The sequence below is a fragment of the Polaromonas sp. P1_E12 genome (assembly GCF_056405975.1).
This window is the reverse complement of sequence record NZ_JBFUBB010000002.1, coordinates 764,751-787,345: the sequence shown is the minus strand read 5'-3', so window position 1 is coordinate 787,345 and position 22,595 is coordinate 764,751. Positions and strand designations below refer to the sequence as shown.

The window sequence follows — 22,595 nt, the reverse complement described above, 5'->3', positions numbered from 1 at the left end:
GGGCTTCCCCGCAACCACCAACGCCGCGACCATCCGTCTCAACGATCAGCAACCTCTAGGAGACTTCGATGGCAAAAATGAAGGCCGCCATGGCCGCCATTCTGGTGATGGAAAAAGAAGGCATCACACAAGCTTTTGGTGTGCCCGGCGCGGCCATCAACCCGTTTTACTCCGCACTGCGTGAGCGCCAGTCGATCACGCATATCCTGGCCCGGCACGTCGAGGCCGCGTCGCACATGGCCGAAGGCTACACGCGCGCCAAGGCCGGAAACATCGGTGTGTGCATTGGCACCAGCGGCCCGGCCGGCACCGACATGATCACCGGGCTGTACTCGGCGATTGCCGACAGCATCCCCATTTTGTGCATCACCGGCCAGGCGCCGCGTGCGCGTCTGTACAAGGAAGATTTTCAGGCGGTCGACATCGAGTCCATTTCCAAACCGGTCACCAAGTGGAGCGTGACCGTGCGCGAACCGGCTTTGGTGCCGCGCTCCTTCCAGCAAGCCTTTCACCTGATGCGCTCGGGACGACCCGGCCCGGTGCTGATCGACCTGCCTTTTGATGTGCAGATGGCCGAAATTGAATTCGACATTGACACCTATGAGCCGCTACCGGTCTACAAGCCGGCTGCCAGCCGCAAACAAATCGAAAAAGCACTCGACATGCTTGCTGCTTCCAGCAAGCCTTTGATCGTCGCCGGCGGCGGCATCATCAACGCCGATGCTTCAGATCTGCTGGTCGAGTTTGCCGAGCTCACCGGTGTGCCGGTCATCCCCACCCTGATGGGCTGGGGCACCATTCCCGACGATCATCCCCTGATGGCCGGCATGTGTGGGCTGCAAACCAGCCACCGCTACGGCAACGCCACCATGCTGGCCAGCGACTTCGTCATCGGCATCGGCAACCGCTGGGCCAATCGCCATACCGGTTCGCCCGAGGTGTATTGCAAAGGCCGCACCTTTGTGCACGTAGACATCGAGCCGACACAAATCGGCCGGGTGTTCAATCCCGACTTTGGCATTGTCAGCGACGCCAAGGCCGCGCTGGAACTTCTGGTGCAAGTCGCCCGCGAACGCAAGGCTGCCAAGAGCCTGCCCGACTATGACAGCTGGGCCGCCCGTTGTGCCGAGCGAAAAAAGCTCATGCACCGCAAGTCTCACTTTACCGAGACACCCATCAAACCGATGCGTGTGTACGAGGAAATGAACAAGGTGTTCCCCCGCGACACCATTTACGTGACAACCATTGGCCTGAGCCAGATTGCCGGGGCGCAGTTCCTCAATGTGTACGGACCACGCCAGTGGATCAACTGCGGCCAGGCGGGTCCGCTGGGCTGGACCATCCCCGCGGCCCTCGGTGTGGTGGCCGCCGATCCGACACGTACCGTTGTCGGGCTGTCCGGCGACTACGACTTCCAGTTTTTGATGGAGGAGCTGGCCGTGGGCGCGCAGTTCAATCTGCCCTATGTGCAGGTGCTGGTCAACAACAGCTATCTGGGCCTGATCCGCCAGGCCCAGCGAGGTTTTGAGATGGACTACTGCGTCCAGCTGGCTTTTGAAAACCAGAACGTACCGGAAGGCGAAGGCGATCTGCGCAGTTACGGTGTGGACCACCAGGCTGTAGTGCAAGGCCTGGGCTGCAAGTCATTGCGCGTGACCGACCCTGAAAAGATCAATGACGCCATGGTCGAAGCACAGGTGATGGCACGCAAATACCGGGTGCCGGTGGTTGTGGAAGTCATCCTCGAAAAGGTCACCAACATCGCCATGGGCACGGAGATCGACAAGGTCAACGAGTTTGAAGACATCGACTGTCGCCACCCCAAGGGCCGAGAAGGCCTGGAACTGGCTGGCTTGCTCGAATAAGCCCCCCAGCAACGCCCAACGCCCCACCAGCAGAGAAACCATGCCTAAATTTTCCGCCAATCTCAGCATGCTTTATACCGAACATGCGTTCCTCGACCGCTTTGAACCGGCCGCCAAAGCTGGCTTCAAGGCCGTGGAGTTTCTTTTCCCCTATGCCTTCAGCGCCGCTGACATCAAGGCCAGGCTCAATGGCAATGGTTTGCAGCTGGTGCTGCACAACCTGCCCGCCGGCGATTGGGAAGCCGGCGAACGCGGTATTGCCTGTCACCCCGATCGCGTGGAAGAATTCCGTGCCGGTGTGGCCCAAGCCATCGCGTATGCCCAAGTGCTCGGTGTGGGTCAACTCAACTGCCTGGCCGGCAAAACACCCGCGGGGGCCAGTGACACCGTTCTGCGCAAGACTTTTGTCGATAACCTGCACTATGCAGCCAGCGAACTGAAAAAAAACGGCCTCAAATTACTGATCGAACCGATCAACACCTTTGACATTCCGGGCTTCTACCTGAACCGTACGGCACAGGCACTGGACATTCTGGACGAGGTCGGCGCCAACAACGCCTTCGTGCAGTACGACATTTACCACGCGCAGCGCATGGAAGGGGAAGTGGCGGCGACGATACAAAAACATCTGGCACGCATCGCTCACATCCAGCTGGCCGACAACCCCGGCCGCAACGAGCCGGGCACCGGCGAGATCAACTACGCATTTTTGTTCACGCATCTGGACCGCCTTGGCTATGGCGGCTGGATAGGCTGCGAATACAAACCTGCCAGCACGACGGACGCAGGACTGGGCTGGCGCCAGCGCCTGACAAGCTGACCCGCACCATCTCACAAGGAATACTTCTACATGACCTCCAACGCCCTGAAAATCGGCTTCGTCGGCCTCGGCATCATGGGCACGCCCATGGCCGGCCATCTGATCAAGGCCGGGCACCAGCTGTTTGTCCATACCCTCGGCAAGATGCCCGACGCGATTGCCAGTGGCAGCGCCACGCAATGCGTAAATGCCCGCGGCGTGGCTGAGCGCGCGGACATCATCTTCATCATGGTGCCTGATACCCCCGACGTGGAGGCTGCGCTGTTCAGCGAAGGCGGTGTTGCAACCGGTCTGAAGGGCTCGTCCGCAGACGCAGGTGAACGCAAGGTTGTCGTCGACATGAGCTCCATCTCGCCCATAGCCACCAAAACCTTTGCGCAGAAAATCAACACACTGGGCTGCGACTACCTCGACGCACCGGTGTCCGGCGGCGAAGTCGGTGCAAAAAATGCGACGCTGTCCATCATGGTCGGCGGCCCGGAAGCCGTGTTTGAACGCATCAAGCCGCTGTTTGAATTGATGGGAAAGAACATCACCCTGGTTGGCGGCAATGGTGACGGCCAGACCGCCAAAGTGGCCAACCAGATCATCGTGGCGCTCAACATCGAAGCGGTGGCCGAGGCGCTGCTGTTTGCCGCCCGCGCCGGTGCCGACCCGGCGCGTGTACGCCAAGCCTTGATGGGCGGCTTCGCGTCATCGAAGATTCTGGAGGTGCATGGTGAACGCATGGTCAAGCGCACGTTTGATCCGGGTTTTCGCATCGAGCTGCACCAGAAGGACTTGAACCTGGCGCTCTCCACCGCGCGCCTGCTCGGCATCTCGCTGCCCAACACGGCCACCGCGCAGGAGCTGTTCAATTCCTGCGTCGCACACGGTGGCAAAACCTGGGACCACTCTGCCATGGTGCGTGCACTGGAGAAACTGGCCAACTTCGAGATCGGCCAGCAAGCCGGGTGATCGTTGCCGGAACGCGCGGCACAAGCGGGGATCCGGCGTCTTTGCGTTGCGCCCGTTTGCACCGGGAGTTAACCGTCCCCAAAGTCGCTCCGCACCGCTCATGCAGCCGGCATTGGGCCCGTTATTGGTCCAGTCGAAGAAAAAGTCTCGTGCGGCCGGATCGCATTCCGTGATGGAACTGCCGAAAAAGCTCCAGCCTCCATTTCTGACCCCACTTGCTCGGGATTGGCGTCCGCACGCAGGCGCACCGGAAAGTCACTGCACTCTTACCCACCTGCGTGAAGCACAACCCTTCGCGCCGGGCAATATTTATATATAACTCATAGATAATCATTTATATGAAATACTTTAACTATCATTAATCATCCATTCTTTCTACAGTTGTCTCAAGCCCGGTGCATCGCGCATCGAAAAGTGCCCCCAGAGCATCCACCCATCAAAGGAGACCTCCATGCTCAACGCCTCGCTTGACAACACTGCCGCCGACCGGACCGATCAGACCCGCCACGCCTACAACGCCGCATTCGAAGAGCTCGGCTTGACCTGGCACTGGGATGCCCCCACTTATGCCCGATTGCAGGCCCAAGGCCGTGATGCCGTGCGTACCTATCTGGAGACCGAGCAGGCGCATCTACTGCGAGCCTACGAAGCAGACTTCCTGGTTGAGGCCATCGAAGCGGCCAAGGCCCGCTGCCATGCCAGCATGGTCGCCAGCCGGGCAAACCCGGCTCCTTATGCCGGCTGGTCCAACCATTCACTCACGCCAGCCAATAGCCGGCCAAAAAACACCACCCCTGCACCCCGGTTCACGCCGAGTGCGCTGTACACGTGAAGGGCCGGAATGTCTAACCGTTGGCTACGTTTCAGGGAAGGCAATTCAACCGGCTTCGGAACTCTCGAGGGAGAGAACATCCGGGTTTGCCAGGGCAACATGTTCTCCGGTGCGACACCCACAGACCGGGCGTTGCCGCTGGCCAGCGTCGAGCTTTTGATGCCGGTACGGCCCAGCAAGGTCATCGCGATGTGGAACAACTTCCACGCCCTGGGTCAAAAGCTCAATCTGGCCGTGCCGGCCGAACCGCTCTACTTAATCAAGGCGCCGAACTCCTACCTGGATCCAAACGGAATCATCGTAAAACCTCCATGCGATGGCAAGGTTGTTTTTGAAGGCGAACTGGGCATCGTGATCGGCAAAACATGCAAGCAGGTTCCCGAGCACGATGCGATGGATCATGTGTTCGGCTACACCTGCGCCAACGACGTAACGGTCGCCGACATACTGAACCGTGATGCCTCGTTTGCCCAGTGGGTACGCGCCAAAGGGCTGGATACCTTCTGCCCTTTCGGCCCCGTCGTAGCCACCGGTCTTGATCCGGAAAAGCTGGTGGTTAAAACCATCCTCAACGGCGAGATCCGCCAGGACTATCCCATTAGCGACATGCGCTTTTCAGTGAAGCAGCTGGTGAGCTTGATATCCCAGGACATGACACTCTATGCAGGCGATATCATCCTGTGCGGTACGTCAATCGGCGTGGGATCCATGAAACCGGGAAGCACGATCGAAGTGGAGATTGCCGGTATCGGCAGGCTCAGTAACCGGTTCGAATAACGTTTTTTACCAGGAGCACGGGTGTGAAGATTGCGATCATTGGGGCCGGAGCCATCGGCGGTTATGTGGGTGTGAAATTGGCTTTGGCCGGTGAGGACGTCACCTTCATCGTACGGGGCGCCAACCTGGACGCCATTCGAAAAAAGGGCATGAAGCTCATCATGCATGATGGCACCGAACACGTTGCGGAAAATGTCAAGGCGACCAACAACTACACAGAAGCCGGCCCGCAGGATCTGGTGATCCTGGCCATGAAGGCACATCAGGTAGAGGCTGTAGCCAACGATCTTCCCAAGCTGTTTGGGCGTGACACCACAGTTGTCACCATGCAAAACGGCATTCCCTACTGGTACTTCCATAACCATGGTGGCCCGTTTGAAGGAAGCCAGGTCCATAGCGTGGACCCCAGCGGTACGCTGTCAAAAATGATCCCTCCGCAGCGCGTCATCGGCTGTGTCGTCTACCCGGCCTCTGAACTTGTGGCGCCAGGTGTCGTGAAACATATCGAAGGCGACCGCTTTCCGGTCGGCGAGCTTGACGGCTCAATCAGCGAACGTGTCACGCGAATTTCAGAATGTTTTGGCAACGCGGGGTTCAAGGCGCCCGTTTTGGACAACATCCGATCGGAGATCTGGCTCAAGCTTTGGGGTAATCTCACTTTCAACCCCATCAGCAGCCTGGCCCATTCCACACTGGTGGACATTTGCCAATATCCGCTGACACGCGAACTGGCTGCCAGCATGATGCGCGAGGCGCAGGAAGTCGCGCACAAACTGGGCATCGAGTTCCGCGTCACGCTGGACAAGCGCATCGCCGGTGCTGAGAAAGTGGGCAAGCACAAAACATCCATGCTGCAGGACATCGAAGCCGGTCGAGCCCCGGAAATCGACGCCCTGGTGGGTTCAGTAGTCGAACTGGGACGCCTTACGCAAACACCAACGCCGCACATCGACACGGTATATGCCCTGGTCAAGCTGCTCGCAAAAACCATGGACGAAGAGCGCGGACAGGTGCGCCTTCAGCTCGCGGCCTGATTGCCCGGTAACGCCGGGCTTTGGGCTTGGCACCGACAGGACTGTGCCAGCCAATCAGGCCTCATCCAATTGCTGCGGCGCACAACGGTTTTTCTTGTTGCCGCGACCTGCGGCAAGCCTCAAAAACGATCCGACTCAAGGTCCAAAGGCCAACGATTTCTTCATAGCCTCAACCACTGCGTCCGAAGGAGTGTCGAAATCGAACTTGGCCCCAAGGTCCAACGCCTTTAACAGAAGCGGGTTTGCGTTCTTGAGGGAGTCGAACAGAGTAGCCGCTTTTTTGGTCACATCTGCTGGAGCGCTAGGGTGAACGTACAGCCCGTAGCCCCAACTCGCGTTGGCGGTCGGCACAATCACCAGTTGCGCCATATGGATGCGTTCATCGGTACCGTGGTGGCTTTTCATGGTGGCAGCCTGTGCACTCTGTAGCCGGGTAATCAGGCCGGCCCACCGGTCCGCTTGCCAATGAAATGCCGCTTTGGTCGGCAAGTAGCTTTGCCCCAGCCCTTGTTGAGGCAATATTTCGACCACCGTGCCGCAAAAATTCTCGGCTTTTACGAGCGATGTGGTCACACCGCTTTTCATGCCAAAGCAACTGGTCGCCTTGAGCTTGGCGAGCACTTTGGCTTGATCAGCGGGAGGGAGCGTCTTCAACTCGACCGGTTTGCCGTCCTTGACCGTTCCGATGTCAGCCAGAATCAGTACAGCCGACTGGATCGGGTCCATGTTGACAGCCACCGGCTTATAGCCCGAGGCAAGACCGACCACGGGGTTGCCATAGACCCAGCATGGTGGAGCCGGCTTCTTGACGGCTGTCAAAACATCCTGCGTCTCCCGGATGTTGAGCACCGGCGTGACCGACAGCCCCGTGGGACGGATAAAGTCAACGAGTTCTTTCAGGGCACTTTCGGTTTGCGAGGCTCCCTCGCCCCGGATCACTTGCGGATTAAGGTAAAGCCCGCCTTCGCACGACTGCGCTTGGGCGGTCACACCGCAGGAAAACAGAACTGCCAGGAACAATGCGTTTTTCATGGTTTTTACCTTTCAAAGCATGTGTGAGGTTCCAGTCACGCACCTCGACGCGGAGCATCAGCTAGCCCGCTGAAATTCATGTTACGGCGTTGTCACACTTTCCTCCTAGGGACATACGCTATCCAGGCGCGCCATACAGCGCCGAAGCGGCTCCGGAGAAACCCTAGAGCGGCTCGAAAATCCCGCAAACTTGACCCCTGTCAAGAGTTTTTGGCCCACTTGGTAAGACCATACGTCTGCAATATGCTCGGCTAGGGAATCAGTAAAGAAATTCCAGCCAACAACAGAGTTACCCAATACAGGAGACAACGTGATGAAAACCAGATTTGCGAGCATCAAGAATAAAGTGGCTGCAGCAGGGACATGCGCCATCGCAGCAGCGGCGCTGACGGCTTTCCCGGCCCACGCGGCCTGGGAGCCCACCAAGCCGGTGGAGTTCGTGGTACCAGCAGGTACCGGTGGCGGGGCCGATCAGATGGCTCGCCTGATGCAAGGTATCGTCATCAAGCACAAGCTGATGAAAGAGCCGCTGATCGTCGTCAACAAGTCCGGCGGCGCGGGCGCCGAGGGTTTCCTCGAGGTGAAAGGGGCCACGGGCAATCCGCACAAGATCATCATCACGCTGTCCAACCTCTTCACCACGCCACTGGCAACCGGTGTTCCCTTCAACTGGCGCGACATGACCCCCGTGTCCATGATGGCGCTGGACCAGTTCGTTCTTTGGGTGAATGCGGAAAACCCCGCCAAGACCGCCAAGGACTACCTGGCAGCTGTGAAAACCGCAGGCCCCAGCAAAATCAAGATGGGCGGCACCGGCTCCAAGCAGGAAGACCAGATTATCACCGTCGGCATTGAGCAGGCCACCGGCACCAAATTCATCTATGTCCCCTTCAAGGGCGGTGGTGAAGTCGCTGTGCAGCTCGTCGGAAAACACGTTGACTCTTCCGTCAACAATCCGATCGAGGCAGTTGCCCAGTGGCGCGCCAACCAGCTCCGGGCCCTCTGCGTCTTCGATGACAAACGGATGACTTACAAGACCAAGGTCACCGATACCCAGTCGTGGGCCGATATCCCGACTTGCAAGGAAGCCGGTGTGCCCACCGACTACACCATGCTGCGCGGCATTTTCATGGCGCCCGGTGTGTCCAAAGACCAGCTCGAGTTCTACGTCACGCTGCTCAAGAAGATTCGCGACACGCCTGAGTGGAAAGACTACATGGAAAAAGGCGCGTTCAACCAGACCTCCATGTCCGGCGACGAGTTCGGCAAATGGCTGGGCAGCGCTGAACAGCGCCATCGCGAGCTGATGAAGGAAGCCGGCTTCATCGCGAAGTAACGATCAAGAAAGCCCCGTTCGCCGGGTTTTCCCCTGCGGGCTGGCCACGCGCCAGCCCCACAATCAATCAAGTTCGCCCTGGTGCAGGGCACTCAATCCAACGGAGTTGCTCATGGAGCCAAACCAAGAATCCGGCGCGGAAGTCCGCTCGGGCGTCGCGACCTATGTCGTTGAAGCAATCGTCGCCACCTGTATCGTCATCCTGGGCGCCATAGTCATCCAGGGCAGCTGGGCCCTCGGGTCCGGCTGGACCAGCGACGGCCCCGGCTCAGGCTACTTCCCGTTTTATATCGGCATCATCCTGTGCATTTCAGGCGCCGGCACCCTTTATCAAACCCTGTTCGGCAAGGAAAAAAATACCGAAGTATTCGTCGACGGCGAACAGCTCAAACGCGTTTTATCGGTCCTGATTCCTGCCATCGTTTACGTGGGGGCAGTCCAGTTTTTAGGCCTCTACGTTGCATCGGCCGTTTACATCGCACTGTTCATGATCATCCTGGGAAAATTTTCCCCGATCAAAAGCGTGATCACAGCCTTCCTTGTGAACGCACTTTTTTTCTTCATGTTCGAGGTCTGGTTCAAGGTTCCCTTGTTCAAGGGCCAGTTCGAGCCGCTGAGCTTCCTCGGCTACTGAGCCCCCTCTACCCACAACGAGCCCACTGAACTTTTACCGGATATCGAAATGGAAGAACTTAACTCGCTTTTTCACGGATTCAGCGTCATCCTGACGCCGATGAACATCGTCCTGATGTTCGTGGGCATCATTCTGGGTGTGCTGATCGGCGTGCTGCCCGGCCTGGGCGGCGCCAACGGTGTGGCTATCTTGCTGCCACTGACTTTCACGATGTCGCCCACTTCGGCCATCATCATGCTGTCCTGCATCTATTGGGGTGCGCTTTTTGGCGGTGCGATCACCTCCATTTTGTTCAATATTCCGGGAGAGCCCTGGTCGGTGGCCACCACCTTTGACGGCTACCCGATGGCCCAGCAAGGCAAAGCCGGCGCCGCGCTGACGGCTGCGTTCACCTCCTCTTTTATCGGCGCTTTCGTTGCCGTGGTGATGATCACCTTCCTGGCGCCACTCGTCGCCAAGTTCGCGCTCAAGTTCGGCCCTCCCGAGTTTTTCGCGGTCTACCTGCTGACTTTCTGCAGCTTTGTGGGCATGGGAAAAGGGTCTCCGTTCAAGATCCTCGCGTCCATGACGATCGGCTTTGCGCTGGCGTCTGTTGGGATGGACACCGTGACCGGCCAGTTGCGCCTGACCTTCGGCATCCCGGACCTTATGCGCGGTTTCGATTTCCTGATCGCGGTGATCGGTCTGTTCGGTATCGGCGAAATCCTGCTGTCCATGGAAGAAGGCCTGGCTTTCTCTGGCAAGAGCGCCAAGATCGACCCCAAGGTCGTACTGGAAACATGGAAGAAGTTGCCGAAATACTGGATGACGTCCCTTCGCAGCTCGCTGATCGGCATCTGGATGGGCATCACCCCTGGCGGCGCCACACCTGCCTCGTTCATGAGTTACGGCCTTGCCAAGAAGATGTCAAAGAACGGCTCGAAATTCGGCACCGGCGAAATCGAAGGCGTGATTGCGCCCGAAACCGCAGCGCATGCCGCCGGCACCAGCGCCCTGCTCCCCATGCTGGCACTGGGCATTCCAGGCTCACCCACCGCAGCCGTGCTGCTCGGCGGCCTGCTGATCTGGGGCCTGCAGCCCGGACCGCTGCTGTTTGTTGAACAGAAGGACTTCGTCTGGGGGCTTATCGCCAGTATGTACCTGGGTAACCTGGTGGGCCTGATCGTTGTGCTGACCACCGTCCCGTTGTTCGCATCCATCCTGCGCATTCCGTTCTCCATCATTGCCCCTGTGATTGTGGTGATCTGCGCGATTGGCGCCTACACCGTGCACAACGCCATGCTGGATATCTGGTTCATGATGCTGTTCGGTGTCATCGGCTATCTCTTCAAGAAGCTCGACTATCCGCTGGCGCCGCTGGTTCTGGCACTGGTTCTCGGAGACAAGGCTGAGGATTCATTCCGCCAGGCCATGCTTGTGTCGCAAGGTGAAATGTCCATCATGTGGTCTAACCCACTGGTCGGCGGCATCACCACGCTGGCCCTGGTGTTGCTGTTCTGGCCATTGATTTCTCGCGTCATGGCAAAGATTCGCCCACCCAAGAAGAGCGAATTCGCGGCAGAACAGCCGGTGGACTGACCTCCTGCGAAAAGCCACAAAAAAGCCGGGTACATCACCCGGCTTTTTTATTTCCGCTTCGCTGAACCTGTCAGATCTTGCCGCGTTGTTTAAGCCGGCTAAGGGTTTCTGCTGAGAGATTCAGGTAAGACGCCAGTTCCTTCTTCGGAATGCGGTCAAACAGCTCCGGATGTTTGCGCTGAAAGCGCTTGACGCGCCCCGGTGCATCCAGCAAATGCAGCGTGATGGTATGGGCCATGATTTCACTCATCAGGCGCATCACGTAATACTCGAACGACTGCTTGATTTCATGATGCCGCTCCAGGAAAGCCACCCATTCGGGCAAGGGCAGCTTTGCCACCCGAACCTTGGTAACGCAGACCGTGCTGTATGGCGTGGGGGTGCCCAGGCGCCAGGCCGCGTAGCTGGTTTCCATGTCCCGCTCGTCGGCAAAGCGAAGAATCATCTCCTTGGCCTGCTCGTTGGTCACCACCCGCTTGAGGATGCCCTCAAGAATGAAATATTGCTCCATTTCGTGCACGCCCTGCTCCAGCAGGGAATCACCTTTCTGGCCGTCAACAATGACCAGGTGCGACTCCAATTCTGCACTCTGTTCCGCCGTCATCCCCTTCAAAACAATGTTCTGCGCCAACTGCACGCGAATGACGTTTCTCTCGGGATGATTTGGTATGGACGACATGGGGACAATAAGGATTGAGCGAGACGCAGATTGGCGGGTTTTTCGGGGTGGGGAATCCACCGAAAATTGACCGTGGTCAATGGCCAAATCTGAATCGATTCCTATGATACCTCGACGGTGCAAATGACCCGCCTGAGTGCAAAAAGTGAAGCAACGTGACCCACCGCGGAAGACCCTGATTCAGGTCAATACGTTTTCCAGGGCGGGACACACAGCCAACTGCTTTGCTCAACCTTTATCGAAGTCACACGAAGAAACATTCATTATGACCAACGCGACCTCCACGACAGAGCAGATCGACGGTTTTCACCTCGTCATCGATGCCCTCAAGCTCAACGGCATTGACACGATCTTCGCCCTGCCCGGCATTCCCATTACCGACCTGACCCGCAAGGCGCAGGCCGAAGGAATCCGCATGATCTCTTTCCGCCACGAGCAGCACGCCGGCAACGCCGCTGCGGCTGCGGGCTTCCTGACGCAAAAACCAGGGATTTGCCTGACGGTATCCGCGCCAGGCTTCCTCAACGGACTCACCGCCCTGGCCAATGCAACGACCAATTGCTTCCCGATGATCCTCATCAGCGGCTCCAGCGAACGCGAGATTGTCGACCTTCAGCAAGGCGACTACGAGGAAATGGACCAGCTGGCAATTGCCAAGCCATTGTGCAAAGCAGCATTTCGCGTCCTCCATGCCGAAGACATCGGTGTCGGCATCGCTCGCGCCATCCGTTCGGCGCTGTCTGGCCGTCCCGGCGGCGTTTACCTCGACCTGCCGGCCAAACTGTTCAGCCAGTCGATGGACGCCGCAGCCGGCAAGAAATCGCTCATCAAGGTGGTCGATCCCGCACCGCGCCAGATTCCCGCCCCCGATGCGGTCAAACGCGCACTGGACCTGCTCAAGGGCGCCAAACGCCCGCTGATCGTGCTTGGCAAAGGCGCTGCCTATGCGCAGTGCGACGCCGATATCCGCACCCTGATCGAGAAAACCGGCATCCCTTATTTGCCGATGTCCATGGCCAAAGGCCTGCTGCCGGATACGCATCCACAGTCGGCTTCGGCCACCCGCTCTCACGTGCTGGCAGAAGCCGATGTGGTGATGCTGGTCGGTGCGCGCTTGAACTGGTTGCTCTCGCACGGTAAAGGCAAGACCTGGGGCGGCCAGAATGCCGACACCCGCCAGTTCATCCAGATCGACATCTCGCCGACCGAAATGGACAGCAACGTACCGATCGCCGCACCCCTGGTCGGCGACATCGGTTCGTGCGTCTCCGCGCTGCTGGCAGGCCTGGGCTCAAGCTGGGCCAAACCGCCGGCCGAATGGACTCAAGGGATCAACGAACGCAAGGACAAGAACCTGTCCAAAATGGCGGCGACGCTGGCGCTCAATCCGCCCACGATGAACTTCCACAGCGCACTGAACGTCATCCGCAATGCTGTCAAGGCGCGTCCCGACGCCATCGTGGTGAACGAAGGCGCGAACACCCTGGATTTCGCGCGCAGCATTGTCGACATGTATGAGCCCCGCAAGCGTCTGGACGTCGGCACMTGGGGCATCATGGGCATCGGCATGGGCTTTGCCGTCGCGGCCGCGGTGGTTACGGGTAAACCCGTAATTGCCATCGAAGGCGACAGCGCTTTCGGCTTTAGCGGCATGGAGGTAGAAACCATCTGCCGCTATAACCTTCCAATTTGTGTCATCGTCTTCAACAACAACGGCATTTACAAGGGCACTGACGTCAATCCGCTAGGCGGCGATGTGGCACCCACCGTTTTCGTCAAGAATGCACGCTACGAAATGATGATGCAGGCTTTCGGCGGCGTGGGCGTTCTAGCCAACACACCGGCAGAGCTGGCCAAGGCGCTGGACGAAGCCGTCAAGTCCGGCAAGCCGACCCTGATCAACGCGATCATTGACGAAACTGCAGGCACCGAGAGCGGCCGGATCACAAGTCTGAATCCGCAAAGCGCTGCAGCAAAGAAGTAATCCAAAGCATCCTAAGGAGAAATCAAAATGAGCAACAAACCACTCGCCGGCATCAAGATCATCGACTTCACCCACGTTCAGGCAGGACCCGCCTGTACCCAGATGCTGGCCTGGTTCGGCGCTGACGTGATCAAGGTCGAGCGTCCTGGCTCTGGCGACGTTACCCGAAGCCAGTTGCGTGACATCGAAGGCGCTGACGCGCTGTATTTCACCATGCTCAACAGCAACAAGCGCGGCCTGACGTTGGACACCAAAAAGCCCGAAGGCAAGGAAGTGTTGGAGAGGCTCATCAAGGAATCCGACGTGATGGTCGAGAATTTTGGTCCCGGTGCGCTGGACCGTATGGGATTCACCTGGGAACACATCCAGTCACTCAACCCAAAAATGATTCTGGCATCCGTCAAGGGTTTCTCTGACGGCCACCACTACGAAGACTTGAAGGTTTACGAAAACGTGGCCCAGTGCGCAGGCGGCGCAGCGTCCACCACCGGCTACTGGAAGGGCGAGAACTCAGGCCCCACCATTTCGTCTGCCGCTTTGGGTGACAGCAATACCGGCATGCACCTGGCCATCGGTATTTTGACGGCCTATATCGGCCGCCAGCAGACTGGCAAGGGTCAAAAAGTGGCCGTGTCCATGCAGGACAGTGTGCTCAACCTGTGCCGCGTCAAAATGCGCGACCAGTTGCGTCTGGACAACCTCGGCTACCTGGAAGAGTACCCGCAATACCCGCATGAAATGGAAGCCTTCAAAGACGGCGTAGTGCCGCGTGGTGCCAATGCCGGCGGTGGCGGACAACCCGGCTGGATCTTGAAGTGCAAGGGCTGGGAGACCGACCCCAACGCCTACATCTATTTCACGGTCCAGGGTCACGCCTGGGAACCGATCTGCGACGCACTGGGCAAACCCGAGTGGAAAACCGACCCCGCATACACCACGGCCAAAGCACGCCAGCCGCACATCATGGACATCTTCGCCACGATTGAGGCATTCATCGCTGACAAAACCAAGTTCGAAGCCGTGGACGTCTTCCGCAAGTTTGATATTCCCTGCGCGCCCGTGTTGTCGATGAAGGATTTGTTGAATGACAAATCCTTGCGCGCCAGTGGTTCCATCGTGGAAGTACCGCACAAAGTGCGCGGTAGCTACTTCACCGTGGGCAGTCCGATCAAGTTCTCTGACACCAAGCCCGAAGTCACGGCATCGCCCCTGCTGGGTGAGCACACCGACGAGGTTTTGTCTGAACTCGGTTACAGCAAGGACCAGATTGCGGCCATGCACACTGCAAAAGCGGTGTAAACGCAGTTTTCTGCCTTACCGGCCTTGATGGCCCGCAAAAAACGGCGTTCAGTTTGAGCGCCGTTTTTTTTAAGCCTCAGCCAGCCTATTTGCCAGCACCAGGAGTGGACCTATGCAAACAACAACCGACCTGAAACAGCTTGTTGAGGCCGTTGGCGACGCGATTGTGGCCTCGGATGCCGGCGGCGCGATCGTGTTGTGGAACCCAGCGGCCCAGCGCATGTTCGGTTTCACGGAAGATGAAGCCTTGGGCAAGTCCCTGGACATCATCATTCCGCAGCGCCAGCAGCAGCGGCACTGGGACGGCTATCACAAGACCATGGAAACCGGAAAAACCCGGTATGGCAACGACGTTCTGCGTGTGCCGGCCGTGCACAAGGACGGGCACGGGCTGTCTATTGCCTTTACCGTCGCCCTGTTACATACCCCGGACAACAAGGTCTCAGCCATAGTCGCGGTGATCCGCGATGAAACAGCCCGCTTTGCCGAGGAGCGCAACCTGAAAAAGCGCCTGACGGAGCTTGAGATGCAGCTTGCCCCTCAGGTTAATACACCCTAACCCAAACCGTACAGGCACACCACTGGAGCAGTGATTAACATAGGGGTGAACCGGGCACACGATGTCTCGGCCATGGCTCAAACCATGCGTAAACACCCAATTTTTCAACTTCCCGGCAGGAACTTTCATGAGCAAAGCGTTAGACGGCGTTCGCATCCTTGACTTCACCCACGTCCAATCAGGGCCGACGTGCACCCAATTGCTGGCCTGGTTCGGCGCCGACGTCATCAAGGTCGAGCGAGCAGGCGAAGGCGACGCGACGCGCGGGCAGCTGCGCGACATTCCCGGTGTGGACAGTCTGTACTTCACCATGCTCAACCACAACAAGCGCTCGATCACGCTGGACACCAAAAAGCCGAAAGGCAAAGAGGTTCTGGACACTTTGATCAAGGAATGCGACGTGCTGGTGGAGAACTTTGCGCCTGGCGCGCTCGACCGCATGGGCATCACCTGGGAACACATCCAGAAACTCAATCCCCGAATGATCGTCGCCTCGGTCAAGGGCTTTGGCCCGGGCCGCTACGAAGATTGCAAGGTTTACGAGAACGTTGCCCAGTGTGCCGGCGGCTCGGCCTCTACGTCCGGGTTTGACGATGGCCCACCCATGGTCACGGGCGCACAAATTGGTGACAGCGGAACCGGCCTGCACCTTGCCCTGGGCATCGTCGCCGCCCTCTATCAACGCAACACCACGGGGCGCGGGCAGAAAGTGCTGGCGCCCATGCAGGATGCGGTGCTGAACCTGTGCCGCGTCAAACTGCGCGACCAGCAGCGCCTGGAGCGCACCGGCACCATGCATGAATACCCACAGTATCCTGACGGCAAGTTCGGTGAGGCCGTGCCGCGCGCCGGCAATGCCTCCGGCGGTGGCCAGCCGGGCTCCATCCTGAAATGCAAAGGCTGGGAGACCGATCCCAACGCGTATATCTACTTCATCACCCAGGGCGCCGTGTGGCCAGCCGTGTGCAAGGTGATCGGCGAAGAAGGCTGGATTGACGACGAAGCTTTCGCGACGCCGGCGGCCCGGCTGCTGCATTTGAAGCCCATCTTCGCGCGCATCGAGAAATGGACCATGACCAAGACCAAGTTCGAGGCCATGGAGATTCTGAACAAGTACGACATTCCCTGCGGCCCCATCCTGTCGATGAAGGAGATCTCGGAAGAACCCGGGCTCCGCGAAACGGGCACCATTGTTGAAGTCGATCATCCCACCCGCGGTAAGTACCTCACCGTGGGCAACCCGATCAAGATGTCGGACAGCGCCACAGAAGTCACGCGCTCACCCCTGCTGGGCGAGCACACGGACGAAGTATTGACGCAACTAGGTTACGGCGCCGATTACATCGCCGAATTACGCGCCGAGCGCGTCATCTAGGTCAGGCAGCCCCACGCCACCAACGCCAGCCACACAGCGAGCCCACACGCTTCATGAACCATCCCATCATTCCCATCGCCGTCATCGACGCCTCCAAGCAGCGAAAGCGCCAGGCACCCAAGGGGCGCCGCGTCGACCCGCAGGCGCTGGCCGAAGTGCAGAGCCTGCTGGGCACCGAGTCGCGCCAGCCGGACTTGCTGATCGAACACCTGCACAAGATTCAGGACAAGTTCGGTCACCTGTCAGCCGCCCATCTGGCAGCACTGGCCCAGGAGATGAAGCTGGCGCAGACCGAGGTTTATGAAGTAGCAACCTTCTATCACCACTTCGACGTGGTCAAGGAAGGCGAAGCCGCTCCGGCCGCACTCACGGTGCGGGTCTGCGATGGCCTTTCTTGCGAGATGGCGGGCGCCAAAGACCTGCTGGCCAAGCTCCCTGCCCTGCTCGGCCGCGAAGTCCGGGTCATTGCCGCGCCTTGCATAGGCCGCTGCGAGCAGGCGCCGGCAGCCGTGGTGGGACAAAACCCCGTACCCAATGCCAGCTGCGAAACCGTGATGGCGACCGTCGCAGCAGCGGCTGTGCAGCACGTTCCTGACGGTTTTATCGACCTGCCCACTTACCAGGCAGCCGGTGGTTACGCCTTGCTCAAGCATTGCATCTCGGGCGAACGCGATATCGAATCGGTCCTCAAGACCATGGAAGACTCCGGCCTTCGTGGACTTGGTGGGGCAGGCTTTCCATCCGGGCGCAAGTGGCGCATTGTCCGGGCCGAAAAAGGCCCGCGCCTGATGGCGGTGAACATCGACGAAGGCGAGCCCGGCACCTTCAAGGACCGCGTCTACCTGGAGCGCGACCCGCACCGTTTTCTCGAAGGCATGCTGATCGCCGCCTGGGCCGTCGGCATCGAAAAAATTTACGTTTACCTGCGTGACGAATACCACGGCTGCCGCAACATGCTGGAAGCCGAACTGGCCAGGCTGCGGCTGGACCCGCTGATGACCGGCATGCCGGAAATCGAACTGCGCCGCGGCGCAGGCGCTTATATCTGCGGCGAAGAGTCGGCCATGATCGAGTCCATCGAGGGTAAACGCGGCATGCCCCGGTTGCGTCCGCCCTACGTAGCGCAGGTAGGCCTGTTTGGCCGGCCGACGCTGGAGCACAACTTCGAGACGCTGTACTGGGTGCGCGACATCCTGGAAAAAGGCGGCGAATGGTTCGCCTCGCACGGCCGCAACGGCCGCAAAGGCTTGCGCTCATTCTCGGTTTCCGGTCGAGTCAAGGAGCCCGGCGTCAAGCTGGCGCCGGCCGGCATCACCATCCAGGAACTGATCGACGAATACTGCGGCGGCATGCTGGACGACCACAAGTTCTACGCTTATCTGCCCGGCGGCGCTTCAGGCGGAATCCTGCCAGCCACGATGAACACCATCCCGCTGGACTTCGACACGCTGCAACCCTATGGCTGCTTTATCGGCTCGGCTGCGGTGATGGTCCTCTCCGACAAGGACACGGCCACCGATGCAGCGCGCAACATGATGCGTTTTTTCCACCACGAGTCCTGCGGCCAGTGCACGCCCTGCCGTGTCGGCACGGCCAAGGCGGCGCACCTCATGGAGCAGCCCAAGTGGGACCTGGCCTTGCTGGCGGACCTGTCGCTGGTCATGCGTGATGCGTCGATCTGCGGCCTCGGCCAGGCGGCGCCCAATCCGATGGACTGCGTCGTCAAATACTTTCCGCATGAGCTGGCCTGAGCACGCCCGGACACAAAGACAAAAGGCACCACGATGAATGCAATCACCCGCCAGGAACTCGCCGAACTCGACGCACCGCTCGTCAGCTTCAGCCTCAATGGGCGTGAAGTCCAGGGCCGCGCCACCGAATCGCTGCTCCAGGTCGCCAAACGCGAAGGCGTAGAGATCCCGCACCTGTGCTTCAAGGAGGGCATGGAGGCCGTCGGCAACTGCCGCTCTTGCATGGTCGAGATCAACGGTGAGCGCGTACTCGCTCCCTCATGCTGCCGGGCACCGGCCGCCGGCATGAAGGTCGTCACCGATAGCGAACGCGCCGTGGCGTCGCAAAAAATGGTGCTGGAACTGTTGCTGTCGGACATGCCCGAGAAGGAATACACCCGCAACAACGAGGTGGACCAATGGGCCGCCAAGATCGGTGTCGGAAAGCCCCGTTTCGAGGCGCGCCAGCAGGTGCGCCAGGACGTGTCGCACCCCGCCATCGCCGTGAACCTGGACGCCTGCATCCAGTGCACGCGCTGCCTGCGCGCCTGCCGTGACGAACAGGTCAACGACGTCATCGGCCTGGCTTTCCGCGGCGACCAGGCCAAGATCGTTTTCGACATGGACGACCCCATGGGCGTATCCACCTGCGTGGCCTGCGGTGAATGCGTCCAGGCCTGCCCCACTGGTGCGCTGATGCCCGCCCGCGAAGCTGCCCTGACTGTTCCCGACAAGCAAGTCGAGTCGGTCTGCCCGTATTGCGGCGTCGGCTGCCAGCTGACCTACAACGTCAAAGACGACAAGATTCTTTTTGTGGAAGGCCGCGACGGCCCCGCCAACCACGAGCGCCTCTGCGTCAAGGGCCGCTATGGTTTTGACTATGCGCACCATCCGCACCGCCTGACCAAGCCACTGATCCGCCGCGAAGGCATGCCAAAGACCGGCGACTTCACCATGGACCCGGACCGCGTGATGGACGTGTTCCGTGAAGCCAGCTGGGAAGAAGCGCTGGAATTCGCTGGCGGCAAGCTCGCAGCGATCCGCGACCAGTACGGCAAAAAATCGCTGGCCGGTTTTGGCTCGGCCAAAGGCAGCAACGAGGAAGCCTATCTGTTCCAGAAGCTGGTGCGCACCGGTTTCGGCAGCAACAATGTGGACCATTGCACGCGCCTGTGCCACGCCTCCTCGGTCGTCGCCCTCCTGGAAGGCATAGGCTCCGGCGCGGTATCCAACCCTGTTATGGATGTCACCAAGGCCGATGTCGTCGTGATCATCGGCGCCAACCCGACAGTGAACCACCCCGTGGCCGCCACCTGGATCAAGAACGCCGTGAAAAACGGCACCAAGCTGATCGTGATGGATCCGCGCCGCTCCGACCTCACCCGCGTGGCGCACCGCCACCTGCAGTTCAAGCCCGACACCGATGTGCCCATGCTCAACGCGATGATGAACGTCATCGTGACCGAAGGCTTGGTGGACCAGGCTTTTATCGACAGCCGCACCATCGGCTACGAAGAGCTGCGCAAGAATGTTGAGGGCTACACGCCCGAGCTGATGGCCCCGATCTGCGGTATCGACGCCGAGACGCTGCGCTACGTGGCCCGCCTGTTCGCCACCTCCAAAGGCTCGATGATTCTGTGGGGCATGGGCGTTTCGCAGCACGTGCACGGCACTGACAACGCGCGCTGCCTGATTGCCCTGTCGCTGATGACCGGCCAGATCGGCCGCCCCGGCACCGGCCTGCATCCGCTGCGCGGCCAGAACAACGTGCAGGGTGCGTCCGACGCAGGCCTGATCCCCATGATGCTGCCGGATTACCAGCACGTCTCCAAGCCCGAAGTCCGCGCCAGCTTTGAGAAGGCCTGGAAGGTGGCCCCCGGCTCCCTGGACGACCAGGTCGGCCTGACGGTGGTCGAAGTGATGCACGCCATCAAAAAGGGCGGCATCAAGGGGATGTACGTGCAGGGCGAGAACCCGGCCATGTCCGATCCCGACGCCAACCACGCGCGTGAAGCCCTGGCTGCGCTTGATCACCTGGTGGTGCAGGACATCTTCTTGACCGAAACGGCCTATCTGGCGGACGTGATTTTGCCGGCCAGCGCCTTCCCGGAAAAAGACGGCAGCTTTACCAACACCGACCGCCTCGTGCAGATGGGCCGCAAGGCGATCAACCCGCCCGGCGATGCGCGCCAGGACCTCTGGATCATCACGCAGATCGCCAACCGGATGGGCTGCGGCTGGCACTACAACCATGTCAGCGAAGTCTTCGACGAGATGCGCCACACCATGCCGAGCATTGGCGGCATCACCTGGGACAGGCTTGACCGCGAGCATTCGGTCACCTACCCTTGTATGAAGGAAGGCGATCCAGGCCAGTCGGTGGTATTCGTGGAAGACTTCCCCCGCGAAGGCGGCCGCGCGAAGTTTGTGCCGGCCGACATCATCCCGGCCAATGAGCGCCCGGACACCGAATACCCGATGGTGCTGATTACCGGGCGCCAGCTGGAGCATTGGCACACCGGCAGCATGACCCGACGCGCGACGGTACTCGATGCGATCGAGCCGGATCCGGTTGCGTTGGTGCACCCCCTGGATCTTGCGGCCCTGGGCGGCAAACCGGGCGATGTCGTAACCATCGAGTCACGCCGCGGCAAGGTGGAGCTGTATGCCCGCGCCGACGAAAGCTCGCCACGCGGCGCGGTTTTTGTACCTTTCTGTTACTACGAGGCAGCCATCAACAAGCTGACCAACGCCGCGCTGGACCCGTTTGCGAAGATCCCGGAGTTCAAATACTGCGCGATCCGCGTGTCGCTGGGCGGCGTGCCACCCGAGCAGGATAGCTACGGCGGTGGGCAAGCGCTGAAGAACTCGATCGCTCTTGCGGGGTTCTGAGTATTTTTTGGCAGCAATGAGAAGCAAGGCATGAGCGGCCCGCCTCTGCTGCGTAAAGACAGCGCGTGAGTGCTATCAAATTTATAGCTGCTTACGCCCTTTTTTATTGGGTTTCAGGCCGATTATTCCAATAATCCATCCAGCGCCCCCGCTGCAAACTTCTGCGCCCGGCGGCAGAGCGCCTGGATTGCAAGCGCCCTGCGTCTACGCTTGCGCAGGCGCCGGCATCACCACCACCCCGTCCTCGTCGGAGTAGAGCCAGTCGCCCGGCCGCACCCAGACGCCCTGTATCTGCACAGCGATGTCACGCAGGCCCGCCTGGCGCCTTTCCGTGGGCAGCGGCATGCTTGCCAGGGCGCGGATGCCGGTCTGGCATTGCGCCAGCTCCGCCACGTCGCGCACGCAACCGTCAATCAGCACCCCTGCCCAGCCGTTTTTGGCGGCGGCGGCGCCCAGATTGCCGCCCAGCAGCGCGCGGCGCAGCGAGGCGCCCCCGTCCACCACCAGCACGCGCGCCTCGCCGGGCGACTCCACCGCCGCCTTGACTGGCGAGTTGTCTTCAAAGCACTGAACGGTGACCACGGGCCCGCTGAACTTCTGATGCCCGCCATAGCTCCTGAAAACCGGCGGAAGCACCCTGAAGCGGCCCGAGGTGTCGCCTTTGTGGAGGTCGCAGAGATCGCAGGTGGCGAAGGAGGCGAGATTGTCTTGGCTCATTTTCCGGTGACTTTCTTGATGACGGGTTTGATGTCTTCGCGCCGGGCGGGCAAGACCACCGCATTCTCGCGGGGGGCGTTCAGCACGATGGAGGTCGAGGTCTCGGTGAGGATACAGAATTTGGTCACCACCGCGTCCAGGTGCGCCACGTCGATCACTGCGATTTCCAGCACCCAGCTGTCTTCGCCGGTCACGTTGTAGGCATTGATGACTTCAGGCGTCTGCTCGATCAGCTTGACCACCCGGGCGTACTCGACCCGCCCTACCCGCGCAATAGCGCGTATGCCGTAACCCAGCCGCGCAAGGTCAACCTCGGCCCGGTAACCTTTGATCACGCCGCCCAGTTCGAGCTTGCGCACACGCTCCGTGACTGCCGGCTGGCTCAGGTGAACACGGCGGCCCAGCTCGGCCATGGTGATCCGCGCATCGCGCTGCAGTTCGCCGAGGATGCGGCTGTCGTAATGGTCCCACTCAGTAGTTTCGGTCATATCGCTT

The 22,595-nt window shown here is 59.8% G+C and carries 19 protein-coding genes; 15 read left to right on the top strand and 4 right to left on the bottom strand.

Annotated features, from left to right (window positions below; genetic code table 11):
• Positions 1-68: 68 nt before the first annotated feature.
• The 6 genes from gcl (at position 69) to AC1D13_RS09470 (ending at position 6,285) form a co-directional block, all read left to right on the top strand.
• Positions 69-1,865 carry a glyoxylate carboligase gene (gene gcl / locus AC1D13_RS09495; protein ID WP_477665806.1) on the top strand — a complete coding sequence of 599 codons (1,797 nt, stop codon included), beginning with the start codon at positions 69-71 and terminating at the stop codon, positions 1,863-1,865.
• A gap of 40 nt (positions 1,866-1,905) precedes the next feature.
• Positions 1,906-2,685 carry a hydroxypyruvate isomerase gene (gene hyi / locus AC1D13_RS09490; protein ID WP_457280489.1) on the top strand — a complete coding sequence of 260 codons (780 nt, stop codon included), beginning with the start codon at positions 1,906-1,908 and terminating at the stop codon, positions 2,683-2,685.
• 30 nt (positions 2,686-2,715) lie between these two features.
• Positions 2,716-3,642: a 2-hydroxy-3-oxopropionate reductase gene (gene glxR, locus AC1D13_RS09485; RefSeq protein WP_477689407.1), complete on the top strand. Its 927-nt coding sequence runs from the start codon at positions 2,716-2,718 to the stop codon at positions 3,640-3,642.
• A 451-nt stretch (positions 3,643-4,093) separates the two neighbouring features.
• Entirely contained in the window at positions 4,094-4,474 is a 381-nt protein-coding gene (locus AC1D13_RS09480) for an HAD family hydrolase (protein ID WP_477689406.1), read from the top strand.
• A 9-nt stretch (positions 4,475-4,483) separates the two neighbouring features.
• Positions 4,484-5,251 (top strand): fumarylacetoacetate hydrolase family protein, encoded by a 768-nt coding sequence (locus AC1D13_RS09475; protein ID WP_477689405.1) that lies wholly within the window; start codon positions 4,484-4,486, stop codon positions 5,249-5,251.
• Between the two features lie 23 nt (positions 5,252-5,274).
• Entirely contained in the window at positions 5,275-6,285 is a 1,011-nt protein-coding gene (locus AC1D13_RS09470; protein WP_457280485.1) for a 2-dehydropantoate 2-reductase, read from the top strand.
• 135 nt (positions 6,286-6,420) lie between these two features.
• Here the strand turns inward: AC1D13_RS09470 and AC1D13_RS09465 are convergent, their stop codons facing one another.
• Positions 6,421-7,317, bottom strand: coding sequence for a hypothetical protein (locus AC1D13_RS09465; protein WP_457280484.1), 897 nt, complete (start codon positions 7,315-7,317; stop codon positions 6,421-6,423).
• Between the two features lie 313 nt (positions 7,318-7,630).
• Here AC1D13_RS09465 and AC1D13_RS09460 point away from each other — a divergent pair, with 313 nt between their 5' ends.
• The 3 genes from AC1D13_RS09460 to AC1D13_RS09450 all read left to right on the top strand — a co-directional run bounded on the left by AC1D13_RS09460 (position 7,631) and on the right by AC1D13_RS09450 (position 10,865).
• The gene (locus tag AC1D13_RS09460) at positions 7,631-8,653 is read left to right on the top strand and encodes a Bug family tripartite tricarboxylate transporter substrate binding protein (RefSeq protein WP_457280483.1); all 1,023 of its coding nucleotides are present in this window, start codon (positions 7,631-7,633) and stop codon (positions 8,651-8,653) included.
• A gap of 112 nt (positions 8,654-8,765) precedes the next feature.
• On the top strand, positions 8,766-9,287 hold the full coding sequence (locus AC1D13_RS09455) for a tripartite tricarboxylate transporter TctB family protein (RefSeq protein WP_457280482.1): 522 nt from the start codon (positions 8,766-8,768) through the stop codon (positions 9,285-9,287).
• A 48-nt stretch (positions 9,288-9,335) separates the two neighbouring features.
• Positions 9,336-10,865 carry a tripartite tricarboxylate transporter permease gene (locus AC1D13_RS09450; protein WP_457280481.1) on the top strand — a complete coding sequence of 510 codons (1,530 nt, stop codon included), beginning with the start codon at positions 9,336-9,338 and terminating at the stop codon, positions 10,863-10,865.
• A gap of 70 nt (positions 10,866-10,935) precedes the next feature.
• Here AC1D13_RS09450 and AC1D13_RS09445 read toward each other — a convergent pair whose 3' ends face one another.
• Positions 10,936-11,544, bottom strand: a complete 609-nt coding sequence (locus AC1D13_RS09445) for a Crp/Fnr family transcriptional regulator (protein ID WP_457280975.1) — start codon at positions 11,542-11,544, stop codon at positions 10,936-10,938.
• Positions 11,545-11,809: 265 nt separating this feature from the next.
• Here AC1D13_RS09445 and oxc point away from each other — a divergent pair, with 265 nt between their 5' ends.
• From oxc to fdhF, 6 genes are all read left to right on the top strand, one after another.
• A complete protein-coding gene (oxc, locus tag AC1D13_RS09440) occupies positions 11,810-13,528 on the top strand; it encodes an oxalyl-CoA decarboxylase (RefSeq protein ID WP_457280480.1) in 1,719 nt (572 codons plus the stop codon).
• 27 nt (positions 13,529-13,555) lie between these two features.
• Positions 13,556-14,827 (top strand): formyl-CoA transferase, encoded by a 1,272-nt coding sequence (gene frc / locus AC1D13_RS09435; RefSeq protein ID WP_477689404.1) that lies wholly within the window; start codon positions 13,556-13,558, stop codon positions 14,825-14,827.
• A gap of 112 nt (positions 14,828-14,939) precedes the next feature.
• Positions 14,940-15,386: a PAS domain-containing protein gene (locus tag AC1D13_RS09430; RefSeq protein ID WP_477689403.1), complete on the top strand. Its 447-nt coding sequence runs from the start codon at positions 14,940-14,942 to the stop codon at positions 15,384-15,386.
• 127 nt (positions 15,387-15,513) lie between these two features.
• On the top strand, positions 15,514-16,761 hold the full coding sequence (frc, locus tag AC1D13_RS09425) for a formyl-CoA transferase (RefSeq protein ID WP_477685526.1): 1,248 nt from the start codon (positions 15,514-15,516) through the stop codon (positions 16,759-16,761).
• A 53-nt stretch (positions 16,762-16,814) separates the two neighbouring features.
• Positions 16,815-18,512, top strand: a complete 1,698-nt coding sequence (locus AC1D13_RS09420) for an NAD(P)H-dependent oxidoreductase subunit E (RefSeq protein ID WP_477689402.1) — start codon at positions 16,815-16,817, stop codon at positions 18,510-18,512.
• A 33-nt stretch (positions 18,513-18,545) separates the two neighbouring features.
• Entirely contained in the window at positions 18,546-21,383 is a 2,838-nt protein-coding gene (gene fdhF / locus AC1D13_RS09415) for a formate dehydrogenase subunit alpha (RefSeq protein ID WP_477689401.1), read from the top strand.
• A 204-nt stretch (positions 21,384-21,587) separates the two neighbouring features.
• Here the strand turns inward: fdhF and rraA are convergent, their stop codons facing one another.
• Complete coding sequence (gene rraA / locus AC1D13_RS09410; RefSeq protein ID WP_457280474.1) at positions 21,588-22,100, bottom strand: ribonuclease E activity regulator RraA; 513 nt, start codon at positions 22,098-22,100, stop codon at positions 21,588-21,590.
• Positions 22,097-22,588 carry an Lrp/AsnC family transcriptional regulator gene (locus tag AC1D13_RS09405; RefSeq protein WP_007873193.1) on the bottom strand — a complete coding sequence of 164 codons (492 nt, stop codon included), beginning with the start codon at positions 22,586-22,588 and terminating at the stop codon, positions 22,097-22,099. Before AC1D13_RS09405 ends, rraA begins: the two co-directional genes overlap by 4 nt.
• Positions 22,589-22,595: the final 7 nt, after the last annotated feature.